Origin of the sequence: Ligilactobacillus sp. 110_WCHN (assembly GCF_030518115.1) — a bacterium.
In the GTDB taxonomy this organism is placed as follows: domain Bacteria; phylum Bacillota; class Bacilli; order Lactobacillales; family Lactobacillaceae; genus Ligilactobacillus; species Ligilactobacillus aviarius_C.
This window is the reverse complement of record NZ_JAULLI010000001.1, coordinates 47,146-67,822: the sequence shown is the minus strand read 5'-3', so window position 1 is coordinate 67,822 and position 20,677 is coordinate 47,146. Positions and strand designations below refer to the sequence as shown.

The 20,677-nt window shown below is 40.4% G+C and carries 16 protein-coding genes; 3 read left to right on the top strand and 13 right to left on the bottom strand.

Going from position 1 to position 20,677, the window contains the following annotated elements; genetic code table 11:
* Positions 1-12: 12 nt before the first annotated feature.
* The 9 genes from dnaG to Q3C15_RS00275 form a co-directional block, all read right to left on the bottom strand.
* Positions 13-1,902, bottom strand: coding sequence for a DNA primase (gene dnaG, locus Q3C15_RS00315; RefSeq protein WP_302703435.1), 1,890 nt, complete (start codon positions 1,900-1,902; stop codon positions 13-15).
* Positions 1,903-2,058: 156 nt separating this feature from the next.
* Positions 2,059-4,143 carry a glycine--tRNA ligase subunit beta gene (gene glyS / locus Q3C15_RS00310; RefSeq protein WP_302703434.1) on the bottom strand — a complete coding sequence of 695 codons (2,085 nt, stop codon included), beginning with the start codon at positions 4,141-4,143 and terminating at the stop codon, positions 2,059-2,061.
* A gap of 1 nt (position 4,144) precedes the next feature.
* The gene (gene glyQ / locus Q3C15_RS00305) at positions 4,145-5,062 is read right to left on the bottom strand and encodes a glycine--tRNA ligase subunit alpha (RefSeq protein ID WP_057827435.1); all 918 of its coding nucleotides are present in this window, start codon (positions 5,060-5,062) and stop codon (positions 4,145-4,147) included.
* A gap of 296 nt (positions 5,063-5,358) precedes the next feature.
* Positions 5,359-6,045 carry a DUF554 domain-containing protein gene (locus Q3C15_RS00300; RefSeq protein WP_064208220.1) on the bottom strand — a complete coding sequence of 229 codons (687 nt, stop codon included), beginning with the start codon at positions 6,043-6,045 and terminating at the stop codon, positions 5,359-5,361.
* 75 nt (positions 6,046-6,120) lie between these two features.
* Positions 6,121-7,527 (bottom strand): glutamate decarboxylase, encoded by a 1,407-nt coding sequence (locus Q3C15_RS00295; protein WP_283579578.1) that lies wholly within the window; start codon positions 7,525-7,527, stop codon positions 6,121-6,123.
* A 12-nt stretch (positions 7,528-7,539) separates the two neighbouring features.
* Entirely contained in the window at positions 7,540-9,063 is a 1,524-nt protein-coding gene (gene gadC, locus Q3C15_RS00290; RefSeq protein ID WP_302703433.1) for a glutamate:gamma-aminobutyrate antiporter, read from the bottom strand.
* Positions 9,064-9,088: 25 nt separating this feature from the next.
* Entirely contained in the window at positions 9,089-10,678 is a 1,590-nt protein-coding gene (locus tag Q3C15_RS00285; protein WP_302703432.1) for a bifunctional aspartate transaminase/aspartate 4-decarboxylase, read from the bottom strand.
* A 77-nt stretch (positions 10,679-10,755) separates the two neighbouring features.
* Positions 10,756-11,541 (bottom strand): DNA repair protein RecO, encoded by a 786-nt coding sequence (gene recO / locus Q3C15_RS00280; RefSeq protein ID WP_289554913.1) that lies wholly within the window; start codon positions 11,539-11,541, stop codon positions 10,756-10,758.
* Positions 11,542-11,556: 15 nt separating this feature from the next.
* Entirely contained in the window at positions 11,557-12,999 is a 1,443-nt protein-coding gene (locus Q3C15_RS00275) for a basic amino acid/polyamine antiporter (protein WP_283599096.1), read from the bottom strand.
* A gap of 280 nt (positions 13,000-13,279) precedes the next feature.
* Here Q3C15_RS00275 and Q3C15_RS00270 point away from each other — a divergent pair, with 280 nt between their 5' ends.
* Both Q3C15_RS00270 and Q3C15_RS00265 read left to right on the top strand, forming a co-directional pair.
* Positions 13,280-14,056, top strand: a complete 777-nt coding sequence (locus tag Q3C15_RS00270) for a sulfite exporter TauE/SafE family protein (protein ID WP_057827428.1) — start codon at positions 13,280-13,282, stop codon at positions 14,054-14,056.
* A gap of 4 nt (positions 14,057-14,060) precedes the next feature.
* Positions 14,061-14,930 (top strand): MBL fold metallo-hydrolase, encoded by an 870-nt coding sequence (locus Q3C15_RS00265; protein WP_302703431.1) that lies wholly within the window; start codon positions 14,061-14,063, stop codon positions 14,928-14,930.
* Between the two features lie 38 nt (positions 14,931-14,968).
* Here Q3C15_RS00265 and Q3C15_RS00260 read toward each other — a convergent pair whose 3' ends face one another.
* The gene (locus Q3C15_RS00260; protein WP_302703430.1) at positions 14,969-15,433 is read right to left on the bottom strand and encodes a phage tail protein; all 465 of its coding nucleotides are present in this window, start codon (positions 15,431-15,433) and stop codon (positions 14,969-14,971) included.
* A gap of 169 nt (positions 15,434-15,602) precedes the next feature.
* On the opposite strand from Q3C15_RS00260, the gene Q3C15_RS00255 reads away from it, so the two are divergent.
* Complete coding sequence (locus Q3C15_RS00255) at positions 15,603-15,995, top strand: hypothetical protein (protein WP_057827425.1); 393 nt, start codon at positions 15,603-15,605, stop codon at positions 15,993-15,995.
* Between the two features lie 197 nt (positions 15,996-16,192).
* On the opposite strand, the gene Q3C15_RS00250 is transcribed toward Q3C15_RS00255, so the two are convergent.
* The 3 genes from Q3C15_RS00250 to parC all read right to left on the bottom strand — a co-directional run bounded on the left by Q3C15_RS00250 (position 16,193) and on the right by parC (position 20,677).
* On the bottom strand, positions 16,193-17,230 hold the full coding sequence (locus tag Q3C15_RS00250) for a ribonuclease H family protein (RefSeq protein ID WP_302703429.1): 1,038 nt from the start codon (positions 17,228-17,230) through the stop codon (positions 16,193-16,195).
* 87 nt (positions 17,231-17,317) lie between these two features.
* Entirely contained in the window at positions 17,318-18,070 is a 753-nt protein-coding gene (locus Q3C15_RS00245) for a LytTR family DNA-binding domain-containing protein (protein WP_302703428.1), read from the bottom strand.
* A gap of 156 nt (positions 18,071-18,226) precedes the next feature.
* Entirely contained in the window at positions 18,227-20,677 is a 2,451-nt protein-coding gene (gene parC / locus Q3C15_RS00240) for a DNA topoisomerase IV subunit A (protein ID WP_302703427.1), read from the bottom strand.

Genomic DNA, 20,677 nt, shown 5'->3' with positions numbered 1-20,677 from the left:
CAATTCCTCCTATTAGTTCTCTGATTTCATTAAATCTTTTTGGCGCAAAAGATTTGTTTTTTCCATAATCAATGACATTAAGTTATCGCTATCATTCATCCGTTTGGCCTTCTTGATCTTTTCATCAAGCCGTTTAATTTTCTCATCAAGCGGATATTCATTCATAATTAGCGAAATGCAATCCTCAATTTCTTGATCAGTTGCCATTCCCTGATACTCTTCCATCAAAAGCTCAGTTGCTAAGGAATGCAGTTGATCGTCACTTATCATTTCCAAAAATTTTGCATCATCAAATTCTTCATCATGGTTAAAGTATTCCTCAGCTAACAAATAAAGGGTTTGGTAACTTTGATGAATGAAATTAAAGTCTTCCAGTTCACGGACCTTAAACCACACATCCCGTTCATGCAGCATCCGGTAGAGCAATAACCGTTCAGCCCGTTCAACGCGCGAATACTTCGGCTTTTCAAAGGATTCGGTAACCGTTGTGATCGTTTTTTGGTAATTTGCAAATTCCTGTTCCGTTGTTTGAGCATTCGCCCTCAGATTGGTCTTTTCCCGCGCCTGTTGCTCAGCCATCAAAGATTGCAGTTGGCTTTCAAGGTTGCGGTATTCAACGCCAAACTTCGATGCTAACCGGTTTAAATACAAGTCACGCTCGATTGGATCTTTAACCGTTACCAGTTCTTTCAAAATATCGGAAATATATGCTAACTGGTCGTTTTCATTTTCAAGGTTGCGGTTGCGCGCATAAAAGTGCATGAAAAAGCTTAACGGTGTTTCATGCTGATTCTGCACGATTTCACGAAACTTTTCTTCGCCATACTTTTTAACGACTTCATCCGGATCAAGTTTATCCGGTAAATTAATGACTTCCAGATCAAAGCGTTCACTTGGACGAATGATTTCTAACGCCCGTTTCGTCGCGTTTTGACCGGGATCATCCCCGTCGTAACAAATCGAAAGCTTCCGCGCCTGATGCGCTAAAATTCCAATTTGTTCATCCGTTAAACTCGTTCCCATTGACGCAACGCCATTCTTAACTCCAGCCCGATAAGCGGCCAAGACATCCATAAACCCTTCAAAAAGAATTACTGATTTAGTTTGGCGAATCGTTGCCTTTGCCTTATCCAGGTTAAAAAGAACCCGTCGTTTATTAAAAATTGGGGTTTCAGGTGAGTTCAAATACTTCGGAACCGTCTTATCCTCAGTGTGTAATGCTCTTCCTGAAAAAGCGATTGGATGACCGTTTGCATCGTTGATTGGAAACATTACCCGATCTTTAAACCGGTCATTTAAGTTATCGACCGGATCATCGGCGTTCAGCGGCCGCTCAACAAATAATCCTGATTTGCGTAAAACTTGATAATCGATTTGCTTTTCCTTTACAAAGTTTTTCAAAATATCGGTTGTCGGTGCAAATCCTAGGTTAAATTCGTTGATCATGTCATCGTTTAACCCGCGATCGTGCAGGTAATTCAACGCTTCCTCACCAAGCTCAGTATTTACCAAAATATGATGGTACAGTTGTGTGGCTTGCGCATATAAACTGATGATTTTCCCGTTTTCAGATGATTCAGCGGCATTTAATGATCCAAGTTGCGTATACTTCGGATCAAGTGAGATTCCACTCATTTCGGCGACCTTTTGAAAAGCCTCTGGGAAAGTTAATCCTTCCGTTTCCATCACGAACTTAAAGACGTTACCACCCCGATGGCACGAGAAACAGTTGAAAATTTGTTTTTGTTCATTAACCGAAAACGATGGTGTCGTTTCCGGATGGAAAGGACAAAAGCCGAACCAATTTTTCCCAGACTTGTGCAACTGCACTTTTTGACTAACAACATCCAAGATATTAACCTCTGATCGCACCTGATCAATCAGCTCTGGTGGAATCCGCATTTGACCTCTCCTCTCTAAAAAAGGGTAAAAAACACCCACTGTTTACAGTCAAACAAAATGATACCGCGAATTGCTGTCGGTTGCAAGTTTAAGGCATTTTAGCCAAAAAAATTCCGATGGCGGCTACCATCGGAATTTCAAACTTAATGATTAATTTTATTTAACGTTCAAATTATCTAATTCACCAAAATCTTTTGTTAAATCAGCAATTTGCTTTAATTGCAAGAGCCGGTTTTGCTTTACATCTTCGTCCTTTGCCATGATCATGGTTGAATCGAAGTAATCGGTGATTGGATCTTTTAATGATGCTAATTGATTGAATTTTTCTTCTAAATCAGCCTGTTCAAAGGCCGTTGCAACTTTCTTAACCGCTTCGGCAAGCTTCTTTTCAGATTCATTTTCAAACAATTCAGCTTTCAAAACAGCATCGTCTTCAAAGTTTGGCGCCTTCTTTGCCATCCGGCCAACCCGGGTCAAAGCTTCGATTGTTTCCTTAAAGTCGTCGTCTTCAAGGTGCTTGCCAAGGATCTTTGCAGCTTCTTCAATATCAACGAACGCATTTTCAGGATTAGCAACCACCGTATCAAGCACATCGTGACGGAGTTGCTTATCGCCATTCATGATTTGGGCAAGCCGATCGATGATAAATTGTTGCATGTCTTTTTGTTCATCGCCTGGCATGATGTTCTTGTACAGATCTGGCCGTTCGTTCATTGCATTTTCAACGAATTTCAGCATCATCGGAACAGATAACTTCCAGTTGCGAGCAAGGGCAATGCGAACGATTCCTAAAGCTTGACGCCGTAATGCATATGGATCATTTGAACCGCTTGGAATCATTCCAGCAGCAAAGAATGCTTGGATACTATCGATCTTATCTGCAATCGATAATACCGCCCCAACCTTTGTTGTTGGCAATTCGCCTTCCGCACTGGTTGGCATGTATTCTTCACGGATTGCAGCTGCAATATTGTCATTCTCACCTTGCAAACGGGCATAGATTCCACCCATGACCCCTTGCAATTCAGCAAATTCGCCAACCATACCGGTTACCAGGTCAAACTTGTAAATTTGAGCTGCGCGGTCTAAATCAGCTAATTCTTGGTCGTTTAAGCCAACAAACTTTCCAATTTGAGCTGCCAGCAAGCGCACCCGGGCCATCTTTTCGTAAATTGTCCCGATTTTATCGTGGAACATAACCTTCTTTAAACGTTCAACGTAATCGGCAATTGATTGCTTTTGATCTTCTTCATAGAAGAACTTGGCATCTTCAAGCCGGGCAGTTAACACCTTTTCGTTCCCTTGAACGACGTTTTCTAAGTATTCCGTATTCCCGTTCCGAACTGAAACAAAGTTTGGCAATAATTTGCCGTTTTGATCAGTCACGTAGAAGAACCGTTGGTGATCCTTCATTGAAGTGATCAAAACTTGATCCGGTACACTTAAGTACTTTTCATCAAATGATCCGGCAAAGACCGTTGGGTATTCAACCAGGTTATTGACTTCTTCAAGCAAGTCTTCGTCAATCACGATCTTCCAGTTATTCTTTTGGGCAAGGTCATTGATTTGACCGCGAATCATTGATTTCCGTTCGGCAGCATCAACGATCACCTTTTCTGCTCGCAATGCTTCAACGTAGTCATCAGCACTCTTTAATTCAACTGGTTTTCCAAGGAACCGGTGACCTTGAGAAACGTTACCGCTTTCGATGTTCAAAATCTTGAATGGGATAACTTGATCATCTAACATCGCAACGATCCAGCGAATTGGACGAACATATTGGAAATCATTGGTTCCCCACCGCATCATGGTTGGAAATTTCAAGTCCATTGCAACGTCCCGCATGCCTTGCATTACATCGGCAGCCGCTTTACCTTCAATAAACTTCTTAACATAAACGTATTCTGTGCCTTTCAGTTCTTTGAAGAAGATATCATCAACTGAAACGCCTTGGCCACGCGCAAATCCTTGAGCAGCCTTTGACCAGTTGCCGTCTTTATCATAAGCGATCTTCTTAGCCGGGCCCTTAGCTTCTTCTTGGATATCAGGTTGCTTATCAGCTAAGCCTGTAACCTTAACCGTCAACCGCCGCGGAGTTGAATATGTTTGGACTTCATCAAAATCCATCCGTTGTTCTTTTAAGAATTTTTCAGTTTTTTCAACTAATTGGGCTGCGCTTGGAGTGACAACATGCGCTGGAATTTCTTCCAAGCCAATTTCCATTAAAAATGTATGTGACATGTTATTTATCCTCCTTCAATAATTTTTGACGTAATTCTTCGTCCTTAATCAATGGGAAGCCTAACTTCTTCCGTTCTTCAACGAAGACCTTGGCAATCGCCTTTGCCATGTTCCGAATCCGTGCAAGATAACCGGCCCGTTCGGTTACTGAAACAGCTCCACGAGCATCTAACAGGTTAAATGTATGACTGCATTTCAAAATGTAATCATATGCCGGGTGAACGAGGCCTTCCTTGATCAACCGCTTAGCTTCCTTTTCATACGTATCAAAGGCATCTAAAAGCATTTCTTGGTTACTTTCTTCAAAGGCATACTTTGAGTGTTCATATTCAGGCTCCTTGAAGATGTCACCATACTTTACCCCGTCAGCCCATTCCAAATCAAAGACTGAGTTAACATCTTGAATGTATGATGATAACCGTTCAAGACCGTATGTAACTTCTGAAGCAACCGGTTTAACTTCGAGACCGCCGACTTGTTGGAAGTATGTAAATTGGGTAACTTCCATTCCATCAAGCCAAACTTCCCAACCAACACCGGCACATCCCATTGAAGGGTTTTCCCAGTTATCTTCAACAAATCGAATATCGTGTTCCTTAGGTTCGATTCCTAATGCCCGCAAACTATCCAAGTATAAATCTTGAATGTTATCTGGGTTTGGTTTCATCAAAACTTGGAATTGGTGGTGTTGATATAACCGGTTCGGGTTTTCACCATACCGTCCATCAGCCGGCCGGCGTGATGGTTCAACGTACGCAACGTTCCATGGTTCTGGTCCGATTGCCCGTAAGAATGTATACGGGCTCATCGTTCCAGCACCTTTTTCAGTGTCATACGATTGCATGATCATGCAACCTTGCTTTGCCCAAAATTGTTGCAAAGTTAAAATAATATCTTGCATTGATAATTTCTTTGCCATTTCAATGCTCCTCCATTCAAAATTTTGAAGAAACGAATCAGCGCACAAAAAAATCCCTATGTAACGCCAATTCGGTTACATAGGGACGACTTCTTCAAATCGCGGTTCCACCCTATTTCTAGGAGATCCTAGCAGCTTAATTCGTAAGAAACTCCGAAAATGCCAATCATTAAAATTCGCATGTCTGCTTTCACCTGCCAGACTCGCTGTCTTTTGAACTTAAATGACCCTTTTTCATCAATGCTTCTCTTATATTCTGTCGCTATCATAGTCTAATTCGGATAGCTTGTCAAATCTTACTTACAGAACATTAAAACTGCTTCATAAATAATTGGCCCTAAAAGCGCAGGTAAAAAGTTCGCGACTTTAAAGTGTTTGATCTCTAAAATATCACATGCCAATGCAACGATCAAAAGCGAGCCAACAGCACTGATTTCATTAATCGTGCTTGCATTCAGCAATGGTTGAATAAACGAGGCGCATCCGTAAATGATCGCTTCATACAGGAAAACAAACGGTCCTGACAGCAATACACTATATCCAAAGATTGCACCATAAACCAGAGAGGTAATCAAATCCAAAATTACCTTAAAAAGCATTAAGCTTGTTTTTCCCGCAAGCGCGACGTCGAGCGGCCCGACGATCGACATTGAACCCACACATTCAATCATGAAAACGGTAATAAATCCCTCCGCAAAATGCGGGTCAGAAGTTTTAAATTTCGTTTTCATCCAATCACCAAAATGATTGAACTTGCCGTCAATGTCCAGCCAAACCCCAACAACCGAACCGACAACTAAGCTAACAAGCATTAGCAGCGGCTGTTTCGTTGCAATTGCTCCTTGAATTCCGATGATGCCAACACATAACGTTGCAATCTCCATCATTGAACTGATTTGTTTATCCGATAAGAACCGTTGTAACGGTTTACTCAATAATCCGCCGACTGTAATTCCGACTAGATCCAGAAAAACATAAAACATTTATTTCACCTAAATCATTTTTTATTCTTAGATAATTATCAAGTTAATTGGCAATAAATGCAAGCTAATTTTTAATTAATGGGTAAAGCCATAGGTCGTTTTCTTCTGTTCATCGCTATGATGAGCTAAAACGTGCGCGTGATCAAGTTCTTCCAGACAGGCCTTAAAGTCTTCAATAAACTCAATGGCGACGTTCATTCCGAGGTCTGCCCGGCAAACGATCCGTTGCACGATCAAATTGTTGAGATTATCCGGCATTGGGTACGTCGGAACTTGCCAGCCGCGCATCCGTAACCGGTCAGATAAATCGTATAAATTCCATTCTTGAGCGTGGTCATCTTTCAATGCGTAACACAGGATCGGTAAATGCTGTGCACCGTTGACAACTTTAAATCTGCCCGTCTTCTTGATTTCTTTAATAATATACTTCGCCACCTCATGCGTCCGCTGATGAATTTCACGATAACCGTCAAACCCGTAACGCACAAAATTATAATATTGACCGATGATTTGTGAGGCACTGCGTGAGAAGTTAATTGCCATTGTTGGCATTTCACCGCCAAGATAACTAACATTAAAAATCAAATCTTGTGGAACAAACTTTGCATCCCGCCATAGTACCCAACCAATTCCAGGATAAACTAAGCCGTATTTGTGTCCCGATGAATTGATTGAAACAACATTTTTCAACTTGAAATCCCATTCGATTTCAGGTTCAACAAACGGCGTGTAAAAGCCACCTGAAGCCGCATCAACATGAATATAAACTTTGTAATCGGTATGCTTGTTATATTCTTCAACTAAATCGTTGAGTTTCTTAATGTTATCGTAGCGTCCCGTATAGGTGATTCCCATAATGCCAACGATTCCAATCGTATATTCATCAACGTAATCCATTACGGTATCCATATTCAACGAAAGATCATTTTCATCCAATGGAACTTCTCGTAATTCAATATCCCAGTATGTACAGAACTTTTCCCAGCAAACCTGATAGCTTGAAGAAATTACAAGGTTCGGTTTGTGAGCATTCAAATCCAGTCCAAGCTTTTCAGCCCGTTTCCGCCAAGCAAATTTCATTGCTAAACCGCCAAGCATGCATGCTTCAGATGAACCAACCGTTGATGTTCCAAGATAATTGCCATCTTTCGGAGCATGCCATAAATCAGCCAAAATATTGACACACCGGTTTTCGATTTCCGTTGTCCGCGGATACTCAGATTTATCAATTGCGTTTTTCTCAAGCGTTTCCGCCATCAATTTGGTTGCTTCAGGTTCCATGTACGTTTGACAAAAAGTTGCAAGATTTTGCCGGGCATTTCCTTCATCTTCCAGTTCATCTTTAACCATCCGGTATGCCACGTCGGCCTGCATTGATTCCCGCGCAAGTTTATATTTCGGTAAATCAGCATCTTCATTTGGATTCCCAAAAATGGGATCCAAGTACTTTGACTCTTCCTGATCTTTCTTTCCAAATAACATAAAACATTCCTCCTATTTCTTTTGCTGACGTTTTAATTTTAAATCATGTTCTGTCAAAAATTCACCCCGGCCAATCGGATGAATAAATCGGTTGACGTCTTCACTGCGAACATGACGCAGTTTGAATTGATGATTGGCTTCGCCAAACCGATGACGAAATGCATAAATTACAAATGGAATAATGACCGCGATCACAAAACTTACAGTCAGTACAACTTGATACTTCCGCCCCTGAAGCGGTGATAATGTTGCCGGCGTAACGAACGAAACAATCAGTGCGAAAATCGACAATGCCAATCCTGAAAAGGCAAGCATCGTTTTACCGATTTTACCGCCGGGAGCATTATATGTCCGTTTCTTCGTTGAATACCGGTAAATCAGTTTAAAGTAACTGATAAAAATCAAAATATAGCACAACAGGTAAATTACCACGGTCAGTGAAACAGCCGCCAAAAACGAAACGTTATCCGTTCCGCCGCCAAAAGTTAAAATTGCGTCCCAAACGGTAACAATTATTCCTTGCATAATCAAAACTGGAACAGGAACCCCATTCGAATTCAATTTGCGGAAGGTCTTCGGTAACATCCCTTTTTGCGCAGCGATGTACATTCCCTTTGACGGGCCAATGATCCACGATGCAATTTCAGCTGCAACCCCAAAGGCAATCAAGAATGCCATCAGCTTTACAAACCACGTCATTTGACTTGTAAAATGCAGCATCAACGTATTAAACGCCTGAATGACACCCGCACTTAATGAAAGCTGTTTTTGTGGAACAACCATCGCAACGCTTAAGCCGCCAGTTCCGTCCAGAAAAATCGTTAATACCACCAGTATAATGATCACTAACGGATAATTTCGTTGCGGATTTTTCAATTCATTAACATGTGGGGCTGAGGCCTCAATGCCGCCAAACGCTAAAATAAATGAAGACGCTACAACCAGCGTTGAAAGTTGCGTAAAATTCGGCACAAACGCATGCCAACTAATTGGAATCTGACTATGCCCGCCCTTTACTAAATATAAAATGGCAAGCCCTAAAAAAATAACTGACGGAACCAAAATTCCGGCAACAAATCCTCCTTGAGCAATCTGGGCCGTCCGCTTGGTGCCCTTCAATTGCGTCAGAGTCAATCCCCAAAAGATAATTAAGACCCCAATAAACTTGATTACTGGATCGGTATTTAGCGCTGACCAGTTAAAAATGGATGCTAAAGCACCTAAAATAAAGTAACTCATCGTTACAAAACTGACCGTAACTTGAAACCATTCAAAAAAGATGGCGGCAAAACCCCATCGCTGGCCTAGCGCATTGCTAACCCAGCCATAGACGCCACCATCTTCCCATCCTTTTACACTTGCCATTTCTGCTGCTGCCAGTGAAATCGGCAAGAACCAAAAAATTCCGAAAATGATTACAAAAAATAATAAATATAATTTAGCCGTCGCAAAGGTCGGGTACTCGTAAACCGTTAATACCATCAACGCCGTTAACGAAAGAAAATCAAACAGCGATAATTTTCGACTTTTTCCCATATCAAAATCTTCCCCTAAAAATGAATTACTTCTTGGTCTTTAAATACTTTTCATAGTATTCTTCAAGCAATTCGTTGATCTTTTCAGCAATAACCCCATAGGCCTTGCTTGGTAAGTTGGCTTCTGAAACCCGAATAATCCCTGGTTGGGTCCCGAAACCAACTCCGTCCATTAAAATAACCCCATTGTCCTCAGAAAGCTTCATCAAGAAATCAATTTGAGCAAATGATTTTTCAAAGTACTTTCTGAATTGCTTGCCGTACTTCTCCTCAGCAAGCTTGTAAATATCGATCAAAGTATAGTATTTAGCATTTGTCCGTGAATTGTCCGCTTCAATTCCAAGCCCCTTAACTAAATCAGTATACCGCCGGTTAACCACGTACCGGCATTCATCGATATACGCATCCGTTGAGCCGTTTGCATAAACTAAGTGGGTCAATGCAAACAGAACTTCCATCATTTGTTGCGGCGTTGAAAGTCCGGAAGTATGATAAAGTCCAATTGACCGGCTATCAGCGGCAATCCGTTCGATAAACGGCAATTTATCCGGATCAGTTTCAACTAACCGGTACCGGTCATTGATTGCGGCCTGTTCATCCGCCGGCAATTCATGAATCAACCGGTCAAAAATGTTATTTTCATTCATTGCAAGCAACCCTAACCGCCAACCAGTTGCGCCGTAAAGTTTTGAAAATGAATAAATCAATAACGTATTTTCTGGCGCAACACTGTAAACGGTTTGAAAGCCATCAACAAATGTCCCGTAAACATCATCCGTGATGATCATTAAGTTTGGATTTTCCTTAACAACTTCCCGAATCTTATTTAAAACATCGTCGTCAAATGCCCGTGAAGCTGGGTTAGTTGGATTAACGATAAATAATGCTTTAATTGAAGGATCTTTTAATTTATCCAATTCGTCCGGATTAACCTTCCAATCATTATTTGGATCAGCTTGAAGCTTAACTTCAACTAATTCATAATCGTTTAACTTTGGAATTTGCAAATACGGCGTGAAGATCGGTGTATTGATTGCAATCTTATCCCCGGGCTTGATCAAATGGTTTTCAGCCAATGAGTGGAAAAGATATACAATCGCAGCCGTTCCGCCTTCAGTTGCTAATAACTTCGTTGAATCTGCAAGTTGCACGCCGTTATATAACGTTGATTCGAGGTACTTATTCAAAATAACTTCGGTATTTTTCAAAATCCGGTTCGGCGTTGGATAAGTATTTCCCATGATTCCGTTTGTTAATTCAGCAACGAAACCATCCAAATCCAAGTTCAATTTTTGTGAAACATAGTCCAAAATGTCCAAAATAAATTGGTCATTTTCATAGGCTTGCGGATCAAGAAAATCTTTTAAGCGCTCAGTGATTCCTTTCTTTTCAACGAAACCTGCTAAATCACGCCGATTGATCGTCCGTTGCGATTCATCGATCCCAAACTCCGTTAACCGGGCAAACGCTAATCGCGCCTTGGTATTGATCCAGTTTGGATTTCCTTTCCCTGCATTTAAAAATTTATGATTATTTTTCTTTGCTAATTTAAGCATTAGACTACTGATTTCAAAAGCTCCAAGTTTTTCTAAAGCTTTTTCTTGGCCAGCATCCATATTAAAATCTATCCCTTCTGCCTTTTTAAAATACACCTAAAAATTATACCAGTGTTTAAAATAAAATAAATAAGTTTTTAATTATTTTTATTTTTAAGAATTTTATCCCATGATCCCATCTGATCGATAAATTTTTTCGCTTTGACGTAAACGCCGACTTGACTGTTATAAATTTCATCCAGCGCCCGCCGTAAATTACGCTTCGTCGTTTCTTTTAAGCTGATCGAATTCAATTTTGTTAGATCAACAACGCTAAATTGCCGCAAAAAGTAAATCGTCCGTTTATCTAAATGTAACCGGTGCTCATCTAAATGCCAGTGCTCCTGGCATAACAGTCCGCCATACATTTCAGAATAATCAAACGGAAGATCATCGCGCCCGCAAACTGCACATGCCTGCCAGTTCGGTTGGACTCCAAAGCATCCAAGTAACTTAACCTCGATAATATTGGTAATGATGGCTGGATCATAGTCTTCGTCAATTAATTGTAACGCGGTTGCAAGCTGAGTAAACCATAAACTCGCCAAGTTTGGCTGATTACCAAATGCTTGGCGAGCTAATCCAAGAATATATGAGGCATACGCGTTAAGCTCAATATCTTGCGAAATTTCTTGGTACTGAGCAACTTCCCTCGTCGTCGTAATAAATGACAACCCATCATCATTGATTTTTCCAATATAAGTTCCGTGAGTAAACGGTAAAATGGCAGCTTGCATTCGAAAACCGCGTTTCCGCGCTCCCCGAATAAAAAACGTCTTAAAGCCAAAGCGGTCAGTTAAAATCGTTACTAGCATATCGCGTTCCCGGTAATCTTGTCGGCTGACAACAATTCCCGTAAACTCTTCGTCTGAATAACTTCCCACTAATTCACCTGCTTACTATTTCAAAAGTAAAACAACTCCACCGATAGCAACGATCACAATTGCAGCGGCAAACCATTTTTCATACCGGGTGAAAATCGGTTCTCCAGGAGCTTGTTCTTTCCGCGCCTTAATAAACAATGGGATTCCGATCACGTATGCAATAAACGCAATCGTCACGTAATTGATTCCAGCTGAAATCCCCATAATCAAGGTAAACAAGGCAGCCAAAATCCCAGTTATCAATGCACTGATCCGGCCTTTTTGTCCCGGATAATTTGCTTGCTTAATTGAAAGCTTGATCAAATATAATGCACTAATAAAGTATGGCGGAACTGTCATCGTTGCCACGATCGTATATGCCATTTGAAAGGCATCGTTTGCAAAGTGTGATAGCAAAATGATCAATTGCATCACGACCGTTGCTGCAAAAAGCGAGAAGATTGGAACATGCTTCTTATTTTCCTTTGCAAAAATCTTTGGAAACGCTCCATCCTTTGCAGCGGCAAACGGCATTTCGGCTAACATCATTGTCCATGATAACCAGCATGACAAAACTGAAACGATCAACCCGGCTGCAATAATCAACCGCCCGGCTGAACAGTGCATTGCTAACGTCAATAATTGAGCCGTTGATGGTGATACCATCCGGGCAATTTCACCGTAAGATAACAATCCTAACGGTAACAATGAAACAATGATGTACAATGCGAGACACATAAAGTAGCCGATCGCCGTTGCCCGCTTAACTTCAAGCTGTGACTTGGCCCGATCTGATAAGACAACTGCGCCTTCAATTCCACCGAACGCCCAAAGCGTAACGGTCATGGTCTTCAAAACTTGGTGGGGGATGCTTCCCAACGATTGATCATGCAACGCTGGAATTGATTGGGATGCACTGAAGTTGGTTGTAAACGTGACCCACTTAAAGTGAATTGCCAATGCAACGATGATCAATGCGATAACAGCCATCCGGACAACCGTCCCAACAACCGTTACCCAACCGGCTTGTTCAATTCCGTATGCAATGATAAACGTCATTCCCCATAAAATAATCGTGGCGCCAATGACTGATGGCCAATTATTTCCGCCGCTAAACTTTTCTGGAAAGAAATAATTCAGCGTACTCATAATCAAAACCGCATATGCAACGTTTGAGAAACACTCACAAATCCAGTAACCCCATGAAACAAAAAAGCCTGTAAACTTTCCAAAACCGGCTTCGCCATACTTGTATAATCCCGTCGTTAAATCCGGTTTTAATTCCGTCAGTTTCAAAAACATTGAGGTTACAAACCACATTCCAATTCCGACAACGATCCAAGCAATAATTTGAGCTTTTGCTCCTGCAACCGATGCCATGTTTTTCGGTAAATCAAAAATTCCGCCCCCAAGCATCGCACTCAAAACGACACTTGCCAGGCTTAATAATCCGAGTTTCTTTGTTTTGTTATTTTCCATTTAACTTCGTCCATTCTTTCAAATTTTTCTTTCTGGTTCATTATTTTTCAATTTCATGCATTCGTGGATGTCGATGGGCGAAAACAAGGCGTTTTATTTGAATTTGTTGAAGAAAAATTTTCATGTCATCCACAGTCCTTTCAATACTTTATTTCAAATTATACCAATTATTAATCAAGATTACACCTATTAATTTCGAAACCAACCGAATTATTAACCTTCATCTCGCAGTTATGCTAGACTTACTCGATAGAAAACAATAATTATTGGGGTGAATTAAATGACTTATCTGTTATACGGGGTCCTAATTATTATCGGTTTGATCACTGGCGGAATCACGAGTCTTGTTGGTGCCAGCGCGGTTACCCTGATTGTACCAACCCTTTCAATGCTCTTTCACGTTGATGTTCATACTGCAATTGGAACCAGTCTTTTCGTTGATATCGTAACCTCGATCGTTGTATCGTACAATTATTATCGGAAGGGCCATGTTGAATTAAAATCCGGTCTTTGGATCGCAATTGCGTCAATTATCGGAGCGCAAATTGGAGCAACCATCGCCAACCAAACTAAAGGCATTACCCTTTCCGGCCTGTTCGGTGTTTTATTAATTTTTTCTGGAATCAGTCAGTTGCGGAAAGCGAAAAAAGGAAATCAAAAACCGCAAAAACAAATCAATTTTAAACATCAATGGACTGAGATTTTAACCGCCGTTTTAATCGGGATCGCCATCGGAATTATTAGCGGAATCTTCGGTGCTGGTGGCGGCGTCATGATTTTGCTTGCGTTGGTTGTAATTCTTGGATACCCAATGCATACAGCGGTTGGAACATCGACCTTGATCATGGCCATCACGGCCCTTTCATCTGACGTAGGATATTTTACGCATGGACACATTAATTTCCTTTATGGAATCTTACTAGCTATCGGTGCTGTTATCGGCGGAATGCTCGGATCAAAGTATGCCAACAAGATCAATGATCAAAAGTTAGCTGTTTTCCTTGATATTTTCTTCATTATTATCGGCATTATCATGCTTGTGCAAATGGTAGGTTAATTCAATGAAACAAATTACATCTGACGTCTATTTAATGAAAATGGCTCAAACAGATTCCCGTGCCCCACAAGTTAATGTTTATTTTCTCAAAAATGAAAAATTATTAATTGATGCAGGTCCTGATAACTACCCATGTTATTTGGAATTACAACAAAATTTGAAAAGCCTTGGAATCGACCTTAAACAGGTATCCGTGGTTATAACCCACCACCATCCAGATCATGTCGGATTGTTAAAGTACTTTCCTGAAGAAACCGCAGTCTATGCTGATCCAGGAGTCCGATACTACGGAACAACTGCATATTTAAATGCAATTGAAGAACAAACCCAACAACTGCAAATCTTGGGCATTCCGCCGCATGCCATTGATCAGATAAAGGCTCAGCTTCAAAAGCGTTTTTTACCTTTCCTAGAAAACGTTAACTTTAAAGATTTGAATCGGTTACCTGTTTCTTCTATTCGGATTCACCGTTTACGCGGTCATTCACCGGCCGACATTGTTTTTCAAAAGGATAATTTCTTTTTTGGCGGGGACCTGATTTTAAAAGGAATTTACTTTAACGTTCTTTTAGACATTGATCCGGTTAACCAAAAACTTTGCCTTTTGAACCAGGAATACGAACAGAATATCAAGAAGATTTTAACGACGTTTAAAATCCAAACGTGGTGCCCGGGGCATGGCGATCCAATGAACCTTTCGAGTTTAGTTAAGGTCAACCACAAATACCAAAAACTTCGACAACTGATTCATCAACGAATCACTCAATCTTTTTCATTTTCTGACTATGATTCAGCAGTTCGTGAGATTTACAGTTACTTTCCACGTTTAAACGATTATTTTTATTTATCTGATATTTTAACGGTGATTAAATGAAAACGAGGTTGTGGTCCAAGGACACAACCCCGTTTTGTTTAAAGTGGATACTCCTGTTTAATTTTAACGTAACTGCCGCGAATCGTCCCCGCCAGTTTGGACCGCATTTTCGCAAATTTGAATTTACCTTCAAACTCTTTCGGAACGTCCATGTGGTCGCTTAATTTAAAGCCCACGGCCCGCTTTTGCGGATCATCGAGATCATACATTACATTGATCGACAATCCATTTTGATAAAACACGTATAAGTGACGGACACGTTCAGTCGTAAAGTCAGCCACTTCAAGCGGTTGATAATTAAATTTCAAATCCCGTTCAGCAACGATTCGATCAATCATTTGAATAATGTCTGGTCGCTCAGATGCTGGGAAAGTAACAAACTTTGTTTTAAAATGATTCCAATAATACCGGGCTTCATTGGCCCTTAATCCGGCAAGCTCCTCAGTAAATGGTGAACTTTCTAACCCTTCAATATCTACATTTTTAAAATCGATTTCGCCCATTTTTAACCTCCAGATTTGTAAATCTTACTAAATTATTTTGCTTTTTGCTTAAGAAACCGCCAATCGTAATTATTTAAAGCCGTTTTCTTATACTTTAAATTCAATAGCTATTACAATAAACTTGTAAAGAGAATTTTACAAATAAACTAATTATAAGGGGTTATCACTTATGGATTACGCAAAGGAAGAAGCAAAGTTATTAACGAAGATCAATGATCAAATTGAAAAACTTGATATCAATTTATCCAAGATGGGAAGTGCTGAAAATAAGCTTGCTCATTTCGCCGATCAAGAAAAAGCGTTACATGATCTGCACAGCATCATTCGCGATGGAAAGAAAATTGACCATGTCGAAGAACGGGCCGAAAAGCAATCCGAAAAAGAAGTCCAAAATTGGATCAATGACGAAAACAGCACCGTTAACAAAATTGAACGTAAAGTTGATGATTTGATTGGAACCCTTTCAAATGTCAGCGATGATGATTCAAAAATCAAAAGTTATGTTGAACAAAAGAAAGTGATTGGTGATATCAAATCAATCATCAAAGAATTCAGCAAATAATTAAGTATTAAGGGGAGACTGTGACATAAGTTGCAGTCTCTTTGTTATTCCCGCATAATCGGGTTCCAAAACAAACGAGCTACTTGGAAGTTCGAAACCTCCGAATCTATGCTGGCGCGATTCGTTCGCTTTTCTGCTTCCATCACGCTCGTTTTAACGTTTTATCACACCTTATTCTTTTTTATATTTCCAAACATTCAATTTTTAACAAATAAGTTTCGGGAATGGATCTTCCCCACCATCTGTTTTAACCGGGATCCTTGATTATACAACAACATTAAATACGTGCCATATGTATTTGGAAGATCTCCAATCATCACAACTGCCTGTTCAGCTGGAACCCAGTTAATTGCTTGCGTATTCAATTCTTTTGCCCGATAAAAATGAAATGTTTCGGTTTGTAAAGCAGTGAACGCAGATGGATGATTATTTAAAAAATCACGCAAAAACTGATCATCATTCATCAACTTGTAATATAAATGATTATCAGCCTTTTCCTTGTAAATCACTTCACGGGTAAGCTGATCAACGTAGTTATTATAATATGTTTGGGCGTGGGCTTTGACAACTTTAAAATGAATTTCAATCTGCGAATTTTGGCGAAAATGTTTAAGCTGATTGATAAAATAATTACAAATCGGTAAGTTTGAACGATTGCCGTTGATCCACCGAACGATATTATCACTATCCGTTACGATCATTATTTCTTGATACTGGTTCGCAACCGCCCACTTTAACGCGCGCACGATTGCTAATGCTTCTCCAGCATTATTCCGCGCTTCAATAAATCGCGTTTGCTGTCCCGTAAATCGTTCTTCATGAACAACATGCTTCTCCGCATCAACCGCAACAAACGCCCCGCTATAACAACCATAACTTTCAATGAATGAACCATCCGTGTATAAAACAATTCCTTTTTTACGAATATTTTGTAATAATTCCCCAAAATCAAGGTACCGCCGCAGAGTTGCTCCGGGATGTCCAATTAAAAAATTCACGACTCGTTCAGTTGAAAGGAAAACCGTTTCCTGTTCTTTAAAGTCAACCACATAAAAATTGCCAGTTATATTCTTCTGAGATCGATTTGGCACCTTGTCGACGAACGTCTTGGCCTCACCTAAAGTTTTAAAAGCTTTCATTTTTGCATTCGAAAATCCTTGAGTTTGCTTCCATGCATCAAGATAATTCGAATAAATTCCGGGGATTCGCCCTCGCCGAACCGCATAATATTTCATTCTTTCTCACCTCGCATGCATTATTTTACCATAAAAAGAACACACGTTCGATAATAATCAATAAAAAAGACGACTTTCGTCAGCCTTTTACTCTTCGTTCTCATTTAACAGTGCTTGCTTCAGTGCTTTCGTCTTACTTAATGAAAAGACCTCTTCATCGCCGTTTTTGAAATAGACTACGCGCATTTTGTAGTCGACACGTTCAATATTTTTCGGATTAACCAATAATGAACGTGAAACTTTCAATAATCCAGTTTCTTTTTCCAAATTAGCAATATTGTCGAAAAATTCATACTGCCCATCTTGCGTAACCAAAATTACCCGGTGAGCTTTATCTGATGATGTAATATAAATAATTTTCTTTTCTTCGAAGTTTAATACTTGGTTGCCAATTGAAAATGAATACATCTTGTCATTTTCAAGAGCCTTTTTTTCGATCCGTTCATATGCCAAATTCAACGTATCAACGATTTCGATGCGCATTTGCTCATAACCCATATCTTTCGTGATAAATCCAAGCGGTTCAACCTGGCGTTGAAGGGTTAACGGCGCCATCTCTGTATGGGTTGTAACAAAGATAATTTTTCCGCTAATATCGTGATTCCGAACCCATTGAGCAAGATCGATCCCGTTAATATCTGATCCAAGATCAATATCAAGGAAATAGACCCCTTTTTCAACTGAGCTTTCTTTAATGTATTCCTCAATCGCATGCGGATCTGATGATTTAAATGCCAACTTATATTGGTTTGGATGAAACATATTAAAATCATTGATAATCGAGGTCAAATTTGCTAATTGTTCTGGATTATCTTCACAAAGAATAATTGGATATTCCATGTTTCCAAATACGCTCCTCTTCGTTTCGAATTCAAACAATAAAGGTCATTATACAAAATAATTTATAAGAAAAGATTAAGATTTTTAAAATTCTTGAACTAATAAAAAGGCTGCGACTCTTATGTCACAACCTCTTTCAATTAGATTAATACCTTGCTATTCTTTATCTTCTTCAGGTTCATCCTTTAAAATACATTCAGCATGCATTACGTTTCCTTGCGTTTCAGTATCTAAAACAAATGAACCATTTGAGTAACGATCACTTAACGGATGATCAGCAGGATCAATTGAGACAATCTCATTATGATCGGTGATCACGTGAATTTCTTGACCCGATTTGATCAGTACAACCGCTGCAACGCGGTGCGGATTGCGTTTCAATTCACGTAGAACTTGAACCCCGCGCCGTGCCCGGGTCGTTTGTGGAATTTCGCTGACCTTCATTTGCTTAAATGCTCCGCGGTGAGTAATAATGCCGATTACTGCATCATCATTGACTAACTTAACTGCGCTCAAGTAATCATCCCGCAGATTCATGTTCTTAACTCCGGCGGCCTTAGCCCCTAAAACAGAGACTTCACTTAAATCATAACGTAAACCATAACCGCCATGAGTAATCGCAAGGACTTGCCGTGGTTGGTCATCGTTGACAAATTCAACGGTTAAAACTTCATCCGTTGGGGTCTTTAACTTAATATACATGCTGGCCCGTGAGCGATATGTTCGCCCTGGTTGCAAATCAGCTAACTTGGTCTGTTTGATCAGTCCTTCCTTCGTTGCAATTACAAATTTGCCATCTGCTTTCAAGGATTTCAAAACTTCAACGTGCAAAACAAATTCATCTGCATCCAAGCCAATCGTTTGGGAAAGGTGTTCGCCCGTATCTTTCCAGCGCATTTCCGTAATTTCGTGAACTGGCCGATAAATCATATTTCCCTTGTTCGTAAACATTAAAACATGATTTAAAGTATTGACTTTTCCTTGGAAAACGGGCTGATCTTCGTCACGCAACCCATTGTCCTGTTCACCTGAAGCCGTGTATGATCGAATCGATGAACGTTTGACGTAACCTTGCTTCGAGATCAAGACCATTACGTCCTCTTCGGCAACCGTAACCTTGGTATCGATCTTCAATTCTGAAATTTCATCCTGAATTTCGGTCAACCGCGCAGAACCATATTTTTTAGCCACTTCTTGTAATTCAGTTTTAATAACCCCATCAAGTTCTTGCGGGTCATTCAAGATTTGTTGGAACCGCGTAATTTTTTCGGTTAATTCAGCAGCTTCCTTTTCTAACGCCGTTACATCAGTATTGGTTAAGCGATACAATTGCAACGAAACGATTGCTTCCGCTTGTTTTTCAGTGAAATCATACTTTGAAACTAAATTATCCTTTGCATCCTTCTTGTTTTCAGAATGCCGAATCGTATGGATCACTTCATCAAGAATCGACAAGGCCTTGATCAATCCATCAACGATGTGTTTCCGGGCCTGAGCTTTATCAAGGTCAAACTTGGTCCGGCGGCCAGTAACTTCCCGTTGATGATCAACGTAAGCACTTAAAATTTGCTTCAAGCCAACATGTTCCGGCCGCTTATTATTGATTGCCACCATGTTGAAGTTATACGAAATTTGCAAGTCGGTGTTTTTAAACAGGTAATTTAAAATTCCTTGAGCTTGCGCATTGCGCTTCAACTCAATCACGATCCGTAATCCTTCACGGTCACTTTCGTCTCGAACTTCCGCGATTCCTTCAACCTTCTTCAAAAGGCGAATTTCATCGATTTTCTTGACTAGCAATGACTTATTAACTTCATACGGAATCTCAGTGACAACAATTTGCTGCTTGCCGCCCTTAATTTTTTCAATCGAAGTCCGTGAACGAAGAACAACTCGTCCCCGGCCTGTCCGATAAGCCTTCTTAATTCCATCAATTCCTTGCAAAATTCCCCCGGTTGGGAAATCAGGCCCCTTAACGAATTTCATCAAATCTTCAAGGGTTGCATCGGGATGATCCATTAAATAGATCGTTGCTTGAATCGTTTCGGCAAGATTATGGGTTGGAATTTCAGTTGCATAACCGGCAGAAATTCCGGTTGCTCCATTAACCAATAAGTTTGGAAAGCGCGCCGGTAAAACGGTTGGTTCGTATTCGGTATCATCAAAGTTCAGAACCATTTCAACCGTATCCTTATCAATGTCCTTCAACATTTCAGATGCGATTTCAGATAACCGCGCTTCAGTATACCGCATTGCAGCCGCCGGATCGCCGTCCATTGAACCGTTATTTCCATTCATTTCAATTAACGGTTCCCGCAATTTCCAGTCCTGACTTAACCGAACTAATGCTTCATAAATTGAGGAATCGCCATGCGGGTGAAAATTCCCCATAACATTTCCGACCGACTTCGCTGACTTGCGGAAAGCTTTGTCATAGGTATTTCCATCTTCATTCATTGCATAGAGGATCCGCCGTTGAACCGGCTTCAATCCATCCCGAATATCAGGCAGTGCCCGTTCCTGGATGATATATTTTGAATACCGGCCAAACCGTTCACCCATAACCGCTTCAAGGGATAATTCCTGAATGTTGCTTTGTTTACTCAA